At 37.7% G+C, this 16970-nt stretch carries 17 protein-coding genes; 12 read left to right on the top strand and 5 right to left on the bottom strand.

Translation table 11 applies throughout. From position 1 onward, the window contains the following. Nucleotides 1-219: 219 nt before the first annotated feature. Nucleotides 220-1344 (top strand): TIGR04053 family radical SAM/SPASM domain-containing protein, encoded by a 1125-nt coding sequence (locus V7108_RS25700; RefSeq protein ID WP_335514397.1) that lies wholly within the window; start codon nt 220-222, stop codon nt 1342-1344. A 43-nt stretch (nt 1345-1387) separates the two neighbouring features. Here V7108_RS25700 and V7108_RS25695 read toward each other — a convergent pair whose 3' ends face one another. Beyond that, nucleotides 1388-2086, bottom strand: a complete 699-nt coding sequence (locus V7108_RS25695) for a Crp/Fnr family transcriptional regulator (RefSeq protein WP_335514400.1) — start codon at nt 2084-2086, stop codon at nt 1388-1390. Between the two features lie 229 nt (nt 2087-2315). On the opposite strand from V7108_RS25695, the gene moaA reads away from it, so the two are divergent. After that, nucleotides 2316-3332 carry a GTP 3',8-cyclase MoaA gene (gene moaA, locus V7108_RS25690; protein ID WP_335514403.1) on the top strand — a complete coding sequence of 339 codons (1017 nt, stop codon included), beginning with the start codon at nt 2316-2318 and terminating at the stop codon, nt 3330-3332. A gap of 73 nt (nt 3333-3405) precedes the next feature. Here moaA and ric read toward each other — a convergent pair whose 3' ends face one another. Next, nucleotides 3406-4104 (bottom strand): iron-sulfur cluster repair di-iron protein, encoded by a 699-nt coding sequence (gene ric, locus V7108_RS25685; protein ID WP_335514405.1) that lies wholly within the window; start codon nt 4102-4104, stop codon nt 3406-3408. Nucleotides 4105-4316: 212 nt separating this feature from the next. Here ric and V7108_RS25680 point away from each other — a divergent pair, with 212 nt between their 5' ends. Continuing rightward, complete coding sequence (locus V7108_RS25680) at nt 4317-5582, top strand: molybdopterin molybdotransferase MoeA (RefSeq protein WP_335514409.1); 1266 nt, start codon at nt 4317-4319, stop codon at nt 5580-5582. Further along, nucleotides 5570-6121, top strand: coding sequence for a molybdopterin-guanine dinucleotide biosynthesis protein B (gene mobB, locus V7108_RS25675; protein WP_335514412.1), 552 nt, complete (start codon nt 5570-5572; stop codon nt 6119-6121). The genes V7108_RS25680 and mobB overlap by 13 nt, the downstream gene beginning before the upstream one ends. 32 nt (nt 6122-6153) lie before the next feature. Here the strand turns inward: mobB and V7108_RS25670 are convergent, their stop codons facing one another. After that, on the bottom strand, nt 6154-6846 hold the full coding sequence (locus V7108_RS25670; RefSeq protein ID WP_335514415.1) for a Crp/Fnr family transcriptional regulator: 693 nt from the start codon (nt 6844-6846) through the stop codon (nt 6154-6156). Nucleotides 6847-7103: 257 nt separating this feature from the next. Between V7108_RS25670 and V7108_RS25665 the strand changes: the two genes are divergently transcribed. Beyond that, nucleotides 7104-7283 (top strand): YjzC family protein, encoded by a 180-nt coding sequence (locus tag V7108_RS25665; protein ID WP_335514419.1) that lies wholly within the window; start codon nt 7104-7106, stop codon nt 7281-7283. A 278-nt stretch (nt 7284-7561) separates the two neighbouring features. Further along, nucleotides 7562-10156: an ATP-dependent chaperone ClpB gene (clpB, locus tag V7108_RS25660; RefSeq protein ID WP_335514422.1), complete on the top strand. Its 2595-nt coding sequence runs from the start codon at nt 7562-7564 to the stop codon at nt 10154-10156. Between the two features lie 39 nt (nt 10157-10195). On the opposite strand, the gene V7108_RS25655 is transcribed toward clpB, so the two are convergent. Then, a complete protein-coding gene (locus V7108_RS25655; protein ID WP_335514423.1) occupies nt 10196-10381 on the bottom strand; it encodes a YjzD family protein in 186 nt (61 codons plus the stop codon). A gap of 205 nt (nt 10382-10586) precedes the next feature. Here V7108_RS25655 and V7108_RS25650 point away from each other — a divergent pair, with 205 nt between their 5' ends. Then, complete coding sequence (locus V7108_RS25650; protein WP_335514426.1) at nt 10587-11309, top strand: hydrolase; 723 nt, start codon at nt 10587-10589, stop codon at nt 11307-11309. Nucleotides 11310-11391: 82 nt separating this feature from the next. Then, nucleotides 11392-12204: a hypothetical protein gene (locus V7108_RS25645; RefSeq protein ID WP_335569793.1), complete on the top strand. Its 813-nt coding sequence runs from the start codon at nt 11392-11394 to the stop codon at nt 12202-12204. Between the two features lie 36 nt (nt 12205-12240). Here V7108_RS25645 and V7108_RS25640 read toward each other — a convergent pair whose 3' ends face one another. Continuing rightward, on the bottom strand, nt 12241-12471 hold the full coding sequence (locus V7108_RS25640; protein ID WP_335514431.1) for a hypothetical protein: 231 nt from the start codon (nt 12469-12471) through the stop codon (nt 12241-12243). A 183-nt stretch (nt 12472-12654) separates the two neighbouring features. Here V7108_RS25640 and V7108_RS25635 point away from each other — a divergent pair, with 183 nt between their 5' ends. The 4 genes from V7108_RS25635 to V7108_RS25620 all read left to right on the top strand — a co-directional run bounded on the left by V7108_RS25635 (nt 12655) and on the right by V7108_RS25620 (nt 16776). Beyond that, nucleotides 12655-13587, top strand: a complete 933-nt coding sequence (locus tag V7108_RS25635) for a beta-ketoacyl-ACP synthase III (protein ID WP_335514433.1) — start codon at nt 12655-12657, stop codon at nt 13585-13587. A gap of 46 nt (nt 13588-13633) precedes the next feature. Beyond that, on the top strand, nt 13634-14875 hold the full coding sequence (fabF, locus tag V7108_RS25630) for a beta-ketoacyl-ACP synthase II (protein WP_335514435.1): 1242 nt from the start codon (nt 13634-13636) through the stop codon (nt 14873-14875). 236 nt (nt 14876-15111) lie between these two features. Beyond that, nucleotides 15112-15921 carry a DUF2268 domain-containing protein gene (locus tag V7108_RS25625; protein ID WP_335569792.1) on the top strand — a complete coding sequence of 270 codons (810 nt, stop codon included), beginning with the start codon at nt 15112-15114 and terminating at the stop codon, nt 15919-15921. Between the two features lie 108 nt (nt 15922-16029). Then, the gene (locus V7108_RS25620; protein ID WP_335514441.1) at nt 16030-16776 is read left to right on the top strand and encodes a YjbA family protein; all 747 of its coding nucleotides are present in this window, start codon (nt 16030-16032) and stop codon (nt 16774-16776) included. The last annotated feature ends 194 nt before the right edge of the window (nt 16777-16970 follow it).

Raw genomic sequence — 16970 nt, 5'->3', positions numbered from 1 at the left:
AACAAACCACAGCCTATGCGTAACTAATTTCAGTTATCCACAACAAACCCCTGTTATGCTCAACTAAAAATGCCTATCCACATTTCGTCTTCACAAAAAGGACAAATGTATTTAAGCGGAATGTGAGGTAGTTCACTTATTCGTAGTGGAAACCCCGATATAATACAGGTAATAAGGCTGTTTGGTTTTGAAATGGCCGTTTTAGGAGGCGTTTCATGTATGGCATTTGGCCGAGACTTTAATAAAGATCCATTTATCGTAATTTGGGAACTTACGCGCGCATGTCAACTCGCTTGTTTACACTGCCGTGCAGAAGCTCAATTAAGAAGAGATCCACGGGAACTATCTTTTGAAGAAGGTAAAAACCTTATTGATCAAATATACGAAATGAATAATCCAATGCTTGTCTTTACCGGTGGAGACCCATTAATGAGACAAGATGTTTTTGACATTGCTAAATATGCAGTAGATAAAGGCGTCAGGGTCTCTATGACACCAAGTGCAACACCTAATGTTACAAAAGAAGCAATTGAAAAAGCAAAGGAAGTAGGTCTATCTCGCTGGGCATTTAGTATTGATGGTCCCACAGCTGACGTTCATGATCACTTCCGTGGAACAGCAGGTTCTTTCGACCTAACAATGGGAAGAATAAAATACCTGCATGAACTTGAAATACCCATTCAAATTAATACGGTAATTTCTAGATATAATATTGAATATCTTGATGAAATGGCAAAAATGGTTGAAGAACTGGGCTGCGTTTTGTGGAGTGTGTTTTTCCTTGTTCCGACGGGGAGAGGTCAAGAATCAGATATGATATCACCTGTTGAGCATGAGAAAGTATTTAGATGGCTGTATGACCTCAGCAAGCGGGTTCCTTTCGACATTAAAACCACTGCTGCCCAGCATTACCGCCGTGTTGTTATTCAGCAAAAAATGCGCGAAGCAAAAGAAAAAACGGAGGAAATAAATTATTTAAGTGCATTAACAGAACAAGGCTTAACAGGTTCAATTGACGGACTTGGCCGCGCACCTAAAGGTGTTAATGATGGAAATGGGTTTGTTTTTATCTCCCATATTGGAGATGTATACCCAAGCGGACTATTACCAGTTAAAGCAGGAAATGTACGTGAAACACCATTAGCAGATATTTATCGTGAGTCACCCATTTTTAAATCATTAAGAAATCCTGATTTATATAAAGGTAAATGTGGTGTATGTGAATTCCGGCATGTATGCGGTGGTTCAAGGTCACGAGCGTATGCGATGACAGGCGATTACCTGGAAAGCGAACCATTCTGTGTTTACATTCCAAAGGCTTTAAGAGAAAAACAAGCTCAATAATGAATAAGAGGAGGAAGCAATCATGTTTGATTGCTTCCTCCTCCTATTCGATGTTGCAATATACCGCCGGACAATTTTCACAGCCAATTTCGTCTTTTAAATATTGAAGATCTAAAATAGATATTTTTCCCTTTTTTACACTAACAATTTTATCTTTCTTCAATTCACTAAGGATACGGTTCGTACTTTCTCGAGAAGTTCCGCAAAAGTTGGCAAGCTCCTGGTTGGTTAATGGTAAATCTATTAATATTTCATTTCCTTTATGAATACCATAGCTATTAGACATTCTTATTAACGTTGAAATAAGTGCTCCGCGCTTTCCGTTTAAAACAAGATCACGAAATTTTGTCTGTGTTTTTCGGAAATGATCACTCATCCATTTCATAAATTCAAAAGCCAGCTTACTATTCTGGAAAATTTCACTTTCAATTACATCTTTTTTTATCGCAACAATTTCGCCTTCTTCTAACACTTTCGCACTTAATAAATATCTAGGATTATCGGTAAAGAGCGTTAATTCACCACAAATATCATTTTCTCCGCATATTCTTAACGAAAGTTCCCGGCCGTCAGAGGTAATTTTACTAATTTGTACTTTACCAGAAACAATTATAAAAAGTTCTTCAGCAAGCATACCTTCTTGAAATAAATAGCTCCCTCTTTCACTATTAATTTTCCGATCAGCAAACCTAAGTAACTCCTTTATTTCTATTGAATGAGTAGGCTTTATTTTTGTCATCATTATATATCACCTCAAAGTTAGTCACATTTCAGATTATTATTACTCTTATTTTAACTTAGGTGATGCCCGCTAAAAGAAGTAAACAATGACAATATAGTGAAAACTTATTTTTAAATTAAAAAATACCGTAAGAAATGGTAAGATAGTGAATAAAGTAACAGTATTTTTAATGAATTGTTGGTAGAATGAATATATTACTCGCTTTTTGAAAAAAATGGAGTTGATATAAATGGAAAAGACCATTATTAAAGATAAATTAAATCGTCCATTACGAGATTTAAGAATCTCTGTTATCGACAGATGTAATTTTCGCTGTCAATATTGCATGCCTGCAGATCAATTTGGTGATGATTTTGAGTTTCTGCCAAAAAGTGCTTTGTTAACATATGAGGAAATTGAACGTGTAGCGAAAATTTTTGTTAGTATAGGTGTAGAAAAAATCCGTCTTACCGGTGGTGAACCACTACTTCGCAGGGATCTTCCGATTTTGGTGGAAAAGCTTTCTAAGATTGACGGTTTACACGATATTGCATTAACGACTAATGGGATCCTACTCCCAAAACTGGCAGTTAAATTGAAAGAAGCAGGACTTAAAAGAGTTAATATCAGTCTTGATACGTTAGATGATGAGTTGTTTGGTGAAATCAATGGACGTGGTGTAGCTACCCAGCCTGTGTTAGATGGGATTGAAGCTGCTAAAGAGGCAGGTCTCAAGATTAAAATCAATATGGTGGTTAAAAAAGGTCTTAACGATTCAGAAATCATCCCGATGGCGGATTTTTGCCTGAAGAATGGTTTGGAGCTGCGTTTTATTGAATATATGGATGTAGGATCATCGAATGGCTGGAAAATGGATGATGTTATTACAAAAAAGCAAATATACTATCTGCTAAAAGAGCATTATCAGTTAGAGTCACTTGACCCAGCTTATTTTGGTGAAGTTGCAAAATTGTATAATTATAAAAACACGGACGTGAATGTTGGGTTTATCACTTCTGTATCAGAGTCATTCTGCAGCAGCTGTACCCGCTCGAGGCTTTCGGCAAATGGACAAATCTTTACTTGTCTATTTAATGGAAATGGTCATGATATTCGAAACTTTATGAGAAACGGTGCAACAGATGAAGAACTGAGAAACCGAGTTATGAATATTTGGAATGCCCGAAATGATAGGTATTCTGATGAACGGACAGAAGAGACAGCAAAAAACCGTAAAAAAATTGAAATGTCCTATATTGGCGGCTAACCTCTCTTATTTAAAAGAGAGGTTTTTTTGCATAGAAAAAGAGGCTGCTGCACCAGCCTCTTATCGTTCTTTATTAGAAATATCTAGGGAATAAGATGTTGTTTTCAAGGTGAACGTGCATAAAGGTAAGACCTTCAAGTTCTTCTAAGCGTTTATAGACTAAACGATAGGTTCCACATGCGTCAAGCGGAAGTGTATAATCAGAAGTTACTGCACGAATTTGTCTTAAGATTTCACCTGCATGGTCATGTTCTTTTTCAAGCTCTACAATCATGTTGATTGCTTCTTCGCGATCTTCTACTGTTCCGTCTGAAAGTTGTTTAATCAGCGGAAATACAATTTCCTCTTCTTTCGTCATATGTTCGATTAATTCTTTTTTAAATTCATAAAAGAGTTCATTAACCTTTAACAGTTCTGGGTGATTGTCACCATGTACACGAGAAACCTTGGTAACATATGGGCTAAGCAATGATATTTCCTCTTCAGATGTTCGGTGATAATGGTTGATGACGTGATCAATAATGGTGTTTGAATCAGATTTCGTCCATACTTCTAAGTCTGTTTCAGTTGAGCTGTTTTTTTCAAATATCACTCTTAATTCTTCTAGCAATGCGCCTTCATTAACGCCATTTTCAGCTATTGCTTGTGAAAGTGGAATATTGCCTCCACAGCAAAAGTCAATTCTAAACTTCTTGAACACATCGCTCGTTTTTGGCAGTTCATTTACAATATCTTTAACCAATGTACTTGTAGATAAAGGGAAAGTAATCATATTTTCCTCCTAAAGATTATTATTTCATAACTTAAGGATACTGGATTTCCTAGATCTTATAGGTGACTTGAATCACTTATTTGGATAGGAATTAAAACTTTTTGTCCATAATTGTGATATTTGCTATATTGGTTACTATTAGATAGGCTTATAATGAAATAAGTTCAACCAATTATCTGAACTTTTATTTGTTATGGCAGGAGTTGTTGGTGTTGCTAGAGAGAAGAAAACCAATCCCAATTGGGGAAGCAGTAAAAAAAATAATGGAATATCAATTAAATGGTAAAACAGAATATGTATCGATCGATGAAAGCTTTGGGCGTTTTTTATCTGAAGACTTAAAGGCAACCAGCGATGTACCTCATTTTGACAGGGCACCATATGATGGATTTGCTGTTAGATCTATCGATACGAAGGAAGCCTCCTTAACGAATGCGGTGGAGTTTAGGGTCGTCGACCATATAGGTGCTGGCATGACATCCTCTAAGATCGTAAACCAGTTCGAAGCGGTTAGAATTATGACCGGAGCTATGATGCCTGAAGGTACAGATGCGGTTGTGATGTTTGAAGTGGCAAAAGATTATGAAAAAAATGGGACCCCATTTATGTCGATAAAACGCAGCTTCAAAAAGGGTGATAATGTTTCCTATCGTGGCGAAGATGCCAAAGAGGGTGAAATCTTAGTAAAAAAGGGCACTTTCATAAATCCAGGCATTCAAGCAATGTTGGCGACATTTGGCTATCACCAAGTGCCTGTTGCAAAAAAGCCGGTGATAGGGTTATTTGCAACGGGAACTGAATTGTTAGAGGTAAAAGAAGAATTGGTACCTGGAAAAATTCGAAACAGTAATTCACATATGATTGCTGCTCAAATTCAAAGAACAGGCGCTATTGTCCACTATTATGGTAAACTCCCTGATGTATTTGATACGTGCTTTACTGCAGTAAAAAATGCATTGGATAAGGTAGACATCCTCATTACTACTGGCGGCGTTTCTGTTGGGGATTTTGATTATCTACCTGCGATTTACGAAAAGCTGGGTGCTGAGGTTTTATTTAATAAAGTGGCGATGAGACCTGGTAGTGTTACAACGGTAGCTCAATTCGAAGGGAAGCTTCTATTTGGGTTATCTGGTAATCCTTCGGCCTGCTATGTTGGATTTGAATTGTTTACTCGGCCGATTATTCGAAGAATGCTTTTTTCTGCCAAACCACATCTGCGAAAAGAAAAAGCGGTACTTGAGGTTGATTTTCCTAAAGCTAACCCTTTTACGAGATTTGTCCGCAGTGCTTTTTCAATCAAAAATGGCAGCCTGTATGCAACACCAAGTGGATTAGACAAATCGAATATCATCATGAGTCTTTCTGGAGCTAATTCCTTGATGATTCTTCCAGGAGGGACCAGAAGCTTTAAAGCGGGTGATGAAGTAGATATTTTGCTGCTTGAAGATCAAGTTGGCAGTGAATGGCCTTGGTAAAGTCCATCATTTTTCAAGTGGCAGGATATCAAAATTCTGGTAAAACCACTTTTTTATTAAAACTGCTTCAAGTATTAAAAAAGGATGGATTTAAGATAGTCACCATTAAGCATCATGGGCACGGTGGTAGGCCGGATATACCACTTCAAAAGGATTCGTCCAAACATCTCGATGCAGGAGCAGCTGCAGCATTGGTTGAAGGGGATGGCAGGATGGTCGTGCAAGCTGAAGATTCGGCTTGGACCCTTGATGAACAAATTCGTTTTATGGGTTTTTTTCGACCGGATTTCATTTTAATTGAGGGACATAAAAAAGAGGCCTATCCAAAACTACTCATTTTAAGGAATGATGACGATCTATCACTCATTAGAAATGTAGAAAATATTAAGGCTGTCATTGTTTGGGATCAAGCTTTAACGAAAGTGGTAAGGGAATATCTGACGGTTCCAGTCTTTCATATTTCCGAAGACAATGCTGTGATGGAAATTTCGAAACAATTAATTAAACTTGTTAATCAATTTGATAATAAAAGAAATTGACTAAAAAAAATCGGTCTAAGCGACCGATTTTTTTAGTCAATTTTACAAATTTCTGGGGAGCAGTCTTCACAATCAATTTCATTCTTTAGATAATCAAGGTCATGGATGGTGATTGAACCTTTATCAATGGAAATAATTCCTGTTTTTCTTAAATCACTTAGTAATCGATTCACTACTTCCCGTGATGTTCCACAAAAATTTGCTAATTCTTGATTGGTTAATGGTAATTCAATTAGAATTCCCTGATTTGTTTTTGTACCGTAACTATTAGTAATACGGATAAGTGTAGAATATAAGGCACCTTTCTTACCATGAAGAACGAGGTCTCTAAATTTAGTTTGTGTTTTCCGATATTGTTGACTCATCCATTTCATAAATTCAAGCGAGAGTTCAGTGCTCTGTGCAAGTTTTTCTTCAAGGTCTACTTTCATGATAACAGCCACTTCGCCGCTTTCAGCTACACGTGCACTTAACAGATACTTTGGCGCTGTTGAAAACAAATCTAGTTCTCCAATAAAGTCTCCTCTTGAACACATTCTCAGTGTTAGTTCCCGGCCATCAGGTATTATCTTTCCGATTTGAATGATACCACTTTGGACAATATATAATTCATTGGCTACAGAGCCTTCTTGAAACAGAAAAGTTCCCTTTTCAATTTTCTTTGTATGGTGAACTGTCTCAAACAGTTGGGTTAATTTTACAGGTAATTCTATTATTGACTGCATACGAATAACCACCTTAAAGGGGCGAAATCAATCGCTAATTTGTATTCCTAAATAAATGACAGTCAAGGTTGCATTTACTAGATAATACTATAATTATATTGTTAACAAAGCTTATATATCAATAATTGTGGCATAAATTCATACAATCGTCAAAATTGACCATAAGCGATATAGTGACATTATTTCATAATTATTCCTTTAATGGCCCCGGATATAATGGAAATAATAAAGATGTACAAGAAAAGGAGGGACAGTTAATGGGTCAAAGCAGGCAGTTTAAATCTGGACAAAGAGCACCGAACAATGGTGTATATATAGAAATCGGTGATACAGAGTCAAATGTCAATAATCCAAAAAAGATTAAGTTAAAAGCAGGAGACAGGTTTCCGGAAACATCAAATGACGAACGTGTATGGACCTACCAGCGTAAACCTTAAATTATTCACAAGGCTATCTTTCGTAAAGATTGTTGTTAAAATCTTAAAGCCGATTTTAACGTGGAGATAGCTATTTTGCACTTTAGAATAAAGTTTGCAGGCTCTTTTCTTATTGAGTAAACTTAGCACAATCATTTAAATTTGTTCCAAATTGACAAAGTTTAGAAAAGAGCCCTTAAAAAAGTCATCCCAGGTGGATGGCTTTTATTTTCTATTTAATTACATATTCGTATATAATAAAAGTAAATAGGTCAAAAAAGGTCAAAGGGGTGTGAAATATGGATATAAATCGTATGACAGAACGGTTGCAAAAGGGGATAGTAGATGCCCAATCGTTGGCAATAAAGAGCAGCCATCAAGAGGTTGACGAACCCCATTTATTCTTAACACTTCTTCGTCAAGAAGATAGTCTATTACGAGTGATCCTGGAAAAGGCTGGCATCAAGGCAGATGTTGTTGAAAAATCATTACAATCAGTTCTTGATAAAAAACCACAAGTTACCGGAAGTGGTACAGAGCATGGGAAATTATACATTACTTCTAAGCTTCAGCGGCTTTTTGTGAGTGCTGAAGATTTTGCTGCCAAATTTTCAGATGACTTTATGTCGATTGAACATATATTATTAGCTGCTTCCTATACAGGCGATTCAGAAATACAAAAGATTATTAAATCAAACGGAAAAACTCCAGAGGATATCTTGTCCGCAATTAAGGAAATAAGGGGGAACCAAAGAGTGACATCACAAAATCCCGAAGCCGTTTACGATGCCCTTAGTAAATATGGCAGAGACCTTGTGGCAGAAGTAAAAGCAGGTAAATTGGATCCTGTTATTGGAAGAGATACTGAAATTCGGCATGTAATTCGAATTTTATCAAGAAAGACTAAAAATAACCCTGTTTTGATTGGTGAGCCTGGAGTGGGGAAAACAGCAATTGTTGAGGGGCTTGCTCAGCGAATCGTGAGGAAAGATGTTCCTGAAGGATTAAAAGATAAAACAATTTTCTCATTAGATATGAGTGCATTAATTGCAGGGGCTAAGTTCAGGGGTGAATTTGAAGAAAGATTAAAAGCGGTACTAAATGAAGTGAAAAAAAGTGAAGGACAAATTCTATTATTCATTGATGAGCTTCACACCATTGTTGGAGCAGGAAAAACGGATGGGGCTATGGATGCTGGAAATATGTTAAAACCGATGCTGGCTCGTGGTGAGCTGCACTGTATTGGGGCAACCACCCTTGATGAACATCGAAAATATATTGAAAAGGATCCTGCCCTGGAACGCAGATTTCAGCAAGTACTTGTTCAAGAACCTAATGTGGAAGACACCATTTCTATTTTACGTGGCTTAAAAGAAAGATTTGAAGTTCACCATGGTGTGAAAATCCATGATCATGCTCTTGTGGCAGCTGCAACTTTATCTGACCGGTATATTTCCGATCGCTTTCTGCCGGATAAAGCGATTGATCTAGTGGATGAAGCATGTGCACTAATACGAACAGAAATTGATTCTATGCCGACAGAACTTGATGAGGTAACACGGAGAGTAATGCAGTTAGAAATAGAAGAAGCGGCATTAAGAAAAGAGCAGGACGATGCAAGCAAAAAAAGACTCGATACTCTCTTAAAGGAGCTGGCAGAATTAAAAGATCATGCAAACAGCATGAAAGCACAGTGGCTGCATGAGAAACAAGGAATTCAAAAATTGCAGGATAAAAGGGAGCAACTTGAAAAACTCCGAAGAGAATTGCAACAGGCAGAAGATAAATATGATTTAAACACTGCAGCAGAACTCCGACATGGTCGGATTCCTTTGGCTGAAAAAGAACTGAAAGAACTGGAATCAGCTGCGTCGAAGCAAGAGAAGCTTCTTCGTGAGGAAGTGACAGGAGAAGAGATATCAAACATTGTTTCAAGATGGACAGGAATCCCACTCTCTAAGCTGGTAGAAGGTGAAAGGGAGAAACTCTTGCGATTAGAATCCATATTGCATGAGCGAGTTATCGGACAAAATGAAGCGGTCCAATTAGTTGCAGATGCCGTTTTACGGGCCCGTGCTGGAATTAAGGATCCAAACAGACCGATTGGTTCTTTTCTCTTCTTAGGACCAACCGGTGTAGGAAAAACTGAACTTGCCAAAGCATTGGCAGAGGCATTGTTTGACAGTGAAGAGCAAATGATTCGAATCGATATGTCCGAGTATATGGAAAAACACGCAGTTTCACGGTTGATTGGAGCCCCTCCAGGATATGTGGGATATGAAGAAGGCGGACAACTAACGGAAGCTGTTCGAAGAAGACCTTATTCTGTTATTCTGTTGGATGAGATTGAAAAGGCACATCCGGAGGTATTTAATATTCTCTTACAGGCACTAGATGATGGCAGAGTTACAGATTCACAAGGAAGGGTAGTGGATTTTAAAAATACAGTCATCATCATGACCTCTAATATTGGTTCTCATTTCTTACTAGACCGGAATGAAAATGAGGTAGAAATATCAGAGGCAACAAGGGAAAAGGTTCTCGGACAATTGAAAAGTCATTTCCGACCTGAATTTTTAAATAGGATTGATGAAACCATTCTTTTTAAACCGTTATCGTTAACCGAAATAAAAGATATCGTAGTAAAAATGATGAAGGAACTTCAAAGCAGATTAAAGGAAAAGGAGATAGAAGTGGTAATTGCAGACAGTGCAAAAGAGTTTATTGCTGTAAATGGGTTCGACCCTATTTATGGAGCCAGACCATTAAAAAGGTATATTCAAAGAAATATCGAGACAAAACTAGCTAGGGCTATCATTGCTGGCAAGGTCCAAGAGCACTCTGTTGTAAACATTACAATAGAAAAGGAAGAAATCGCAATCACAATTAACTAAACAAAAAAGGTCATCCGAATAATGGATGACCTTTTACATTTAGTGTTTTTGAGCAGGTTCATTTGGAATGACTGAAGTTGCAATAATAATCAAAATGGCAACAGCAACAGATATAATCGCCCCTGTTCTGAAGTCAAAAACTCCGCCTTCTGTCATTGAACTAACTACATATGAAAGCATTTGCACTAAAAGAAATGTCCAGAAAAAAGTCCAAAAGTATCGCACTATGTATCACCTCTACCCTATTTATCATCTTAAATAATATTAACATAAGCTTTTGAAATAATAAACGCAAAGTTTGACAATTACTTTTCTCTCTTTAAAATATAAAATCACCGGATGTTTTCGTTAATTCTAGGCTATATTCCCTTTCAACAAATGTGAAATCACATACAATATTTTGAGGAAATATGTAAAAGGAGATTTAGTGATGGAGAACCGGAATTTTCAGATGGATACTCAATGGAACGTCATCCATTACCCTGAAAAGCCCACAGGTTTTGGAATATTAATAATTGGAGATGAAAGGCATTTTGTTGACGAAAACAAATGCTTTTGGTCCCAAAATGAGGGTAAACTGGCCATTATCAATCAATTTAAAGAATCAGGATACACTATTTTTTCCTCAAATTTGTATGGGCGAAACTGGGGAAGTGATCATGCTGTAGAGCTTGCACAAAGGCTGTATCAGCAAGTTATTAGGAGTGAAATTCTAAATAATAAAGTGCATTTAATCGCTGAGGGGATGGGGGCACTTGTTGCAGTAAGGTTAATGGAAAAGATGGAGGGGCAATTAAGATCTGTCGTTTTATTAAATCCTATTCTCTCCTTAAAAAAACATATTGCACTTGAAAAAGAACACAAGTTTTTTTACAAAAAATTAATGAGGGAACTGGCAGCGGCTTATAAGAAGGATCAAGCAACACTTGAAATGGAGCTTGAAAACATGAATGATGAGGTAAATTTAAATTTGGGGGTTCCAGTAAAAATTATCAATGTTATTTCGAGTGGGAAATCCTATACCCATTCAAAACTGCTGCAAGAAATACTTGCTAAAACACAAATAAGTCCAACATATATTGTCCCTGAAAAAAAACAACAGCTTGGCTATATGATGAAAAAGTTTTTCAATCAGTATGAGAAGGTGCTTTAACGCTCCCTCCCCATAAAAGGAAATATTTCTTTATGAAACCGCATAGGATTCATTAAAGAAGCTTGGGGAGGCAGGATTTGTAATGGACAAGGTCGTTATAGCTGAAGTTTTTGACTTTGTGACTTTTCATGTGTGCAAAGCATTACTTGATAAAGGAATTGAGGTCAGGGGAGTACAGATTGAAGCTGAAGAAAATGAAGAGATTCTAATGGAGAAAAAATTAGAGATAGGACGGAATTCAAACTTTACTGAGGTTAAACTAGAAGAAATTTTAATGGAATACAGACAAAACGAGGCAATCATACTCTCTGTCTACGACTTATATATGCGATATAAGGAAAACCTTTTGCGGAATGAATGCAGGATAAGTAAATTCATTCATGAGGATTTTCAGGGCCAATTCGTTATGCTTGTTCCAAGCAAAATCCTTACAAATGGAATGGAATCCGACGCAAAAGCGGACATAATTGATTTTATAAATAGGATCAAAAAAATGAATGTCACCATACAAATCCTTTATCTGCCAACCATCTATGGTCCTTGGCAGCCTGATACCTTTTTGTTTCAACAATCTATACTAAAGGGAATGGATATGGGAAAGGGTTTAAGAAGATTGCGGGAGCAGACTAACGACGCCCTATTTATTGAGGATGCAGTCGAATCAATCCTAGAAACGATCGAAAAGAAAATACCAGGAAATTACTTACTCCAAAGTGGAAAGAAAGATCAGTGGGATTTATGTGCTGAGTTTTTAGGAATCAAAAAACCAATTACAGATCACTCAGCGGAAGAGAGAGTGGAGGAAGAAATAATCTCTTTAACGGTTAAGAGTTCAATCCCCATTTCAGAAGCTTTGACCAAGCAAATGGACCATACCCGCCGTTTGAATCGTTAATTATTAATTTAAAAAGCTGCCTTGAACACAGGCAGCTTATTTTTTCTTTAAAAATTGTTGTACATAAGGATATACCCTTTCAAATAAAGGTTTTAAGTTTTGAGAAGAATCCTTTAGTTTAACGATGTTTTCTACAATTGATTCAAAATCAAGTGAATTTTGGTTGGAATTAGGAACATCCTGACGACTTCTCTGCATACTTTCCGCACGGTCACCAAACATCAACTTTGAAAATGGATCACCTGGACGATTTTTCTCTTTTCCCATTTTAATATCCTCCTCTTGTAATGATTTCCCCTATTAGATTATGAGGCGAATAGTCAAATGGTATAGACATTAGTGGGGGTAGAAGCAATTAAAGGTTGCTTAAAGACACTTTTATTTGATAAAATTAGTACCAAGTCATAATAATTGATATTAATAGATGAATTGATATAAGGAGATGATTCCTTGAACGCTGGAATTGTTGGAATTGGAAGGTATTTGCCAGAAAAGATCGTTACAAATGCAGACTTAGAAAAAATGATGGATACAACAGATGAATGGATTCGAACTCGGACAGGGATTGAAGAACGTCGAATCGCAGACGATAATACGAATACTTCTGATATGGGGCTGGTGGCTGCTCAAAAAGCAATCAAAGATGCAGGAATCACTCCTGAAGATATTGATTTAATTTTGGTTGCCACGGTAACACCTGATCAGCCATTCCCATCCGTTGCATGCATGCTGCAAGAACGTTTAGGTGCTAAAAAAGCTGCAGCGATGGACGTTAGTGCAGCCTGTGCAGGTTTTATGTACGGTATTATTACCGGAAAGCAGTTTGTTGAATCAGGAGCTTATAAGTATGTTCTAGTAGTGGGTGTTGAAAAGCTTTCAAAGATAACTGACTGGAATGACCGGAACACTGCTGTACTATTTGGAGATGGTGCTGGTGCTGTTGTAGTTGGAGAGGTGTCTGAAGGTAGAGGAATTCTTTCGTTTGAACTGGGTGCAGATGGTACTGGTTCTAAGCATCTTTATCAAGATGAATACATTATTATGAATGGACGGGAAGTCTTTAAATTTGCAGTGCGACAGATGGGGGAAAGTTGTGTTCATGTTCTCGAAAAAGCTGGACTGACAAAAGATGATGTTGATTTCTTAATCCCGCACCAAGCCAATATTCGGATTATGGAGGCCTCTAGACAAAGGCTGGAGCTGCCGGTTGAAAAAATGTCAAAGACAGTTCATAAATACGGAAATACTTCGTCTGCGTCTATTCCGATTTCTCTCGTTGAGGAAATAGAGGCTGGAAAGATCAAAGACGATGATCTCATTGTAATGGTAGGCTTTGGCGGCGGTTTAACTTGGGGCGCCATTGCGATTAGATGGGGAAAATAAGGAACTGTTAACTATATATTGAAGTGTATTAAAGGAGATGTCTTATATGGATAAGCGCAGGGTTGTGGTTACAGGTTTAGGGGCGGTTACTCCGCTTGGTAACGATGTTGAAACGACATGGAAAGGGATTATTGAAGGAAAGTCTGGAATTGGCCCTTTAACAAGAGTGAATGCAGAAGAGTATCCAGCAAAAGTTGCTGCTCAGATAAATGACTTTAATCCTGAAACTTTTATGGATAGAAAAGAAGCTAGAAAAATGGACCGTTTTACTCAGTATGCGGTTGCAGCAGCACTGATGGCCGTTGAGGATGCAAAACTAACGATTACTGACGAAAATGCCCCTCGTATCGGGGTTTGGATTGGTTCAGGTATTGGCGGTATGGAAACATTCGAAGAACAATATGAAATCTTTCAAAAAAGAGGTTACCGCAGAGTAAGTCCATTCTTTGTACCGATGTTAATTCCTGATATGGCTACAGGTCAAGTTTCGATCAGACTAGGAGCAAAAGGATTTAATTCATGTACAGTAACAGCATGTGCTACAGGAACCAATTCAATCGGTGACGCCTTTAAAGTCATTCAACGCGGCGATGCGGATGCGATGATTACAGGTGGAGCGGAAGCCCCAATCACGAAAATGTCAGTAGCCGGCTTCTGTGCAAATACTGCTCTTTCTACAAACCCTGATCCAAAGAGTGCCAGCAGACCATTTGATAAAAATCGTGATGGTTTTGTTATCGGTGAGGGTGCGGGTATCATTGTGCTAGAAGAATTAGAACACGCTTTAGCCCGTGGTGCAAAAATATATGCGGAAATCGTTGGCTATGGTGCGACTGGTGATGCGTATCATATAACAGCACCGGCCCCTGGTGGGGAAGGCGGCGCACGTGCCATGAAAATGGCCATTAACGACTCTGGGTTAAATATTGAAGAGATTGATTATATTAATGCCCATGGAACGAGCACTGAGTATAACGATAAGTTTGAGACGCTTGCTGTGAAAGAGGTCTTTGGAGTCCATGCATACAAGTTGGCAATGAGTTCCACTAAATCAATGACCGGCCATCTTCTTGGAGCAGCAGGCGGGGTTGAAGCAATCTTTACTGTATTGTCGATGAAAAACAGTATTCTTCCTCCGACCATTAATTATGAAACAGCTGACCCAGAATGTGATTTGGATTATGTCCCAAATAAGGCACGTCAAAAAGAAATTAAAGCAGCAATGAGTAATTCCTTAGGCTTTGGCGGCCACAATGCAACGATTGTTTTCAAGAAATATGAAGCGTAAACAGCTCGACCAGGAAATCTCCTGGTCGTTTTTTTTTATTGTTCCAGCTCCAGCACCCTAGCGGCTAGTGTCCTTCGCTCTCCGCGATAAAAATCCCTTCAGGATTTTTACCTACCTACGATAACTCAAGCACGAATGACGTTTCCGTTTTTCTTATTATCTAGGGAAAGTATTGCAGAACCCTCTATCCATACCATTCATAAAATGTAAAAAATGAAAAAGTATGGAGTGAGGAAATGGGCATCATTCAAACAGATAAATGGTTGGAAGAGGAATTTGATCGACCAACAAAAATATGCGAAAAGCTGCTCCCTGCTTTCAATGGACAAAGTGCACCAAAAATTTATAATCAATTAACCGAATTCGGGATGTATAAACCATCACCGCTAACCAAAGAAATTTTCACGATGATGAAAGAAACAAATGTGTGGGATGAAGTAAGAGGCATTTTTCATGATTATAAAAAGGCATGGGGAGGACCTGATATACCAATTTATCTTTTTCCAATTGGCCAGAAAAGGAGCTTTTTTTCCAGACAAGAAGAAAAAGTCAAAGGTGGAGTCTCCTACCCAGATAAAATGTTTTTATTTCTTTCTAACAAATTAACTTCAAAAGAGTTGGAAGCACTATTTGTCCATGAATACCATCATATTTGCAGGTTGAAAATGCAAACGAAAAGGTTTGAAGACTACACATTACTGGATTCAATAATTATCGAAGGGCTTGCGGAATACGCTGTGCTTGTTCATTGTGGGAGAAACTATTTAGCAGACTGGTGCAAAATGTATACAGATGCAGAATTGGAGAAATTATGGAATATATATTTGCAAGATAACTTGGAATTAAAAAAAAGCGAAAGAAAACATGACGATTTTTTATATGGGTTAGGCAGGGTTCCTAATTTACTGGGGTATGCTGCCGGATTTAAAATTGTGGAAAACTTTTATCGGAACAATCACTATTCTACAAAACTTTCCTTCAAAATACCTGCAAAGAAATATTTATTGACTGAAAATAGCTTTACAAAAAAAAGCCGGAAAAAATAGGCTTTTTTTTGTCCTACTATCTTCCTCAAAATATATATTAAGGAATAAATTAACTTATGTCTGCCCATACTGATTGACAAACAGTTACTTGAAGTGAGGGGTTGTACAATGTTGTATCTTCATGATGTTTGGGTAAATTGGTTTGAAGGTGAAGAAAATGGATATAATGTGTGCCACTTTCATGAATGGCGCAAAGATGACGGTGTAGAGCTGTTAGACCAGGCTCCTTTGTTAAAAGTAGAACCGATTCTCTTTCACTATATTGAGAACGATCTCTCAGAATTACCTCAACAGCTTCTAGATGATATTTTTCAAAAGGCATACTTACGAAAAAATCATGAAAGAGTTCAACTAGATTATTGCTTCATCGTTACAGATGGGGTTGGAATCTTAGCCGTTGATACAATTGGTTACTCGATTCCGATTAGAAAGAGCAGGCTTATTCCAAGACAAGAGCAGCTTGTCTATGAAATGATTGCTGCACATGAGCCAAAAAAATATCATTTCCAACAGAATTCAGTGGATAAGGATTTCCATATTTTATCACCTGAACCAGATTTAATGACAGGGCTAACACGAAAAGAACGTCAACTAAAACAACTGTTATTTATGGCACTTGATCAATTACATACATCTAAGAATGAGGCAGAGGTTCGATACTGGTTTACTGAATGGTGTCCAGAGCGTTACACAGCCATTCAAGAATTAAACTTTGAAAATGCATGGCAGCAATTGTTTGAGGAAACAAAATACGGTTGGTCCACCAGGCATGAAACATTTTGTGAAAATCTAATAAAAGGTCAGCCGTTTTTCGAAAAACTATGGGAAATGGAGCATGGACCTAAAGTAAACTAAAAAATTCCGGTCACGAGACTTTTCGTGACCGGAATTTTTTCTAGCTCCACAAGAGTAAGCTTCGGTAGCGTTACCTCGCACGAAAGAAAAGCGTTAGCTTTTCTGAGGAGTGCCCTAGCGGCTAGTGTCCTTCGGTCTCCGCGAGTAAAAATCCCTTCAGGATTTTTACCTACCTACGATAAGTCAAGCACGAA

This window comes from Neobacillus vireti, assembly GCF_036962345.1.
GTDB lineage: Bacteria > Bacillota > Bacilli > Bacillales > Cytobacillaceae > Neobacillus > Neobacillus vireti_A.
The sequence above is the reverse complement of the archived record's forward strand: the minus strand, read 5'-3'. Positions and strand labels throughout refer to the sequence as shown.

What these genes read in the sequence shown, in the direction of transcription:
- V7108_RS25640 (WP_335514431.1), bottom strand. Translation starts at nt 12,471, where the DNA reads ATGGGAAAAGAGAAAAATCGTCCAGGTGATCCATTTTCAAAGTTGATG.
- ric (WP_335514405.1), bottom strand. Translation starts at nt 4,104, where the DNA reads ATGATTACTTTCCCTTTATCTACAAGTACATTGGTTAAAGATATTGTA.
- V7108_RS25665 (WP_335514419.1), top strand. Translation starts at nt 7,104, where the DNA reads ATGGGTCAAAGCAGGCAGTTTAAATCTGGACAAAGAGCACCGAACAAT.
- V7108_RS25645 (WP_335569793.1), top strand. Translation starts at nt 11,392, where the DNA reads ATGGACAAGGTCGTTATAGCTGAAGTTTTTGACTTTGTGACTTTTCAT.
- V7108_RS25700 (WP_335514397.1), top strand. Translation starts at nt 220, where the DNA reads ATGGCATTTGGCCGAGACTTTAATAAAGATCCATTTATCGTAATTTGG.
- V7108_RS25695 (WP_335514400.1), bottom strand. Translation starts at nt 2,086, where the DNA reads ATGATGACAAAAATAAAGCCTACTCATTCAATAGAAATAAAGGAGTTA.
- V7108_RS25670 (WP_335514415.1), bottom strand. Translation starts at nt 6,846, where the DNA reads ATGCAGTCAATAATAGAATTACCTGTAAAATTAACCCAACTGTTTGAG.
- V7108_RS25625 (WP_335569792.1), top strand. Translation starts at nt 15,112, where the DNA reads ATGGGCATCATTCAAACAGATAAATGGTTGGAAGAGGAATTTGATCGA.
- fabF (WP_335514435.1), top strand. Translation starts at nt 13,634, where the DNA reads ATGGATAAGCGCAGGGTTGTGGTTACAGGTTTAGGGGCGGTTACTCCG.
- clpB (WP_335514422.1), top strand. Translation starts at nt 7,562, where the DNA reads ATGGATATAAATCGTATGACAGAACGGTTGCAAAAGGGGATAGTAGAT.
- moaA (WP_335514403.1), top strand. Translation starts at nt 2,316, where the DNA reads ATGGAAAAGACCATTATTAAAGATAAATTAAATCGTCCATTACGAGAT.
- V7108_RS25620 (WP_335514441.1), top strand. Translation starts at nt 16,030, where the DNA reads ATGTTGTATCTTCATGATGTTTGGGTAAATTGGTTTGAAGGTGAAGAA.
- V7108_RS25650 (WP_335514426.1), top strand. Translation starts at nt 10,587, where the DNA reads ATGGAGAACCGGAATTTTCAGATGGATACTCAATGGAACGTCATCCAT.
- mobB (WP_335514412.1), top strand. Translation starts at nt 5,570, where the DNA reads ATGGCCTTGGTAAAGTCCATCATTTTTCAAGTGGCAGGATATCAAAAT.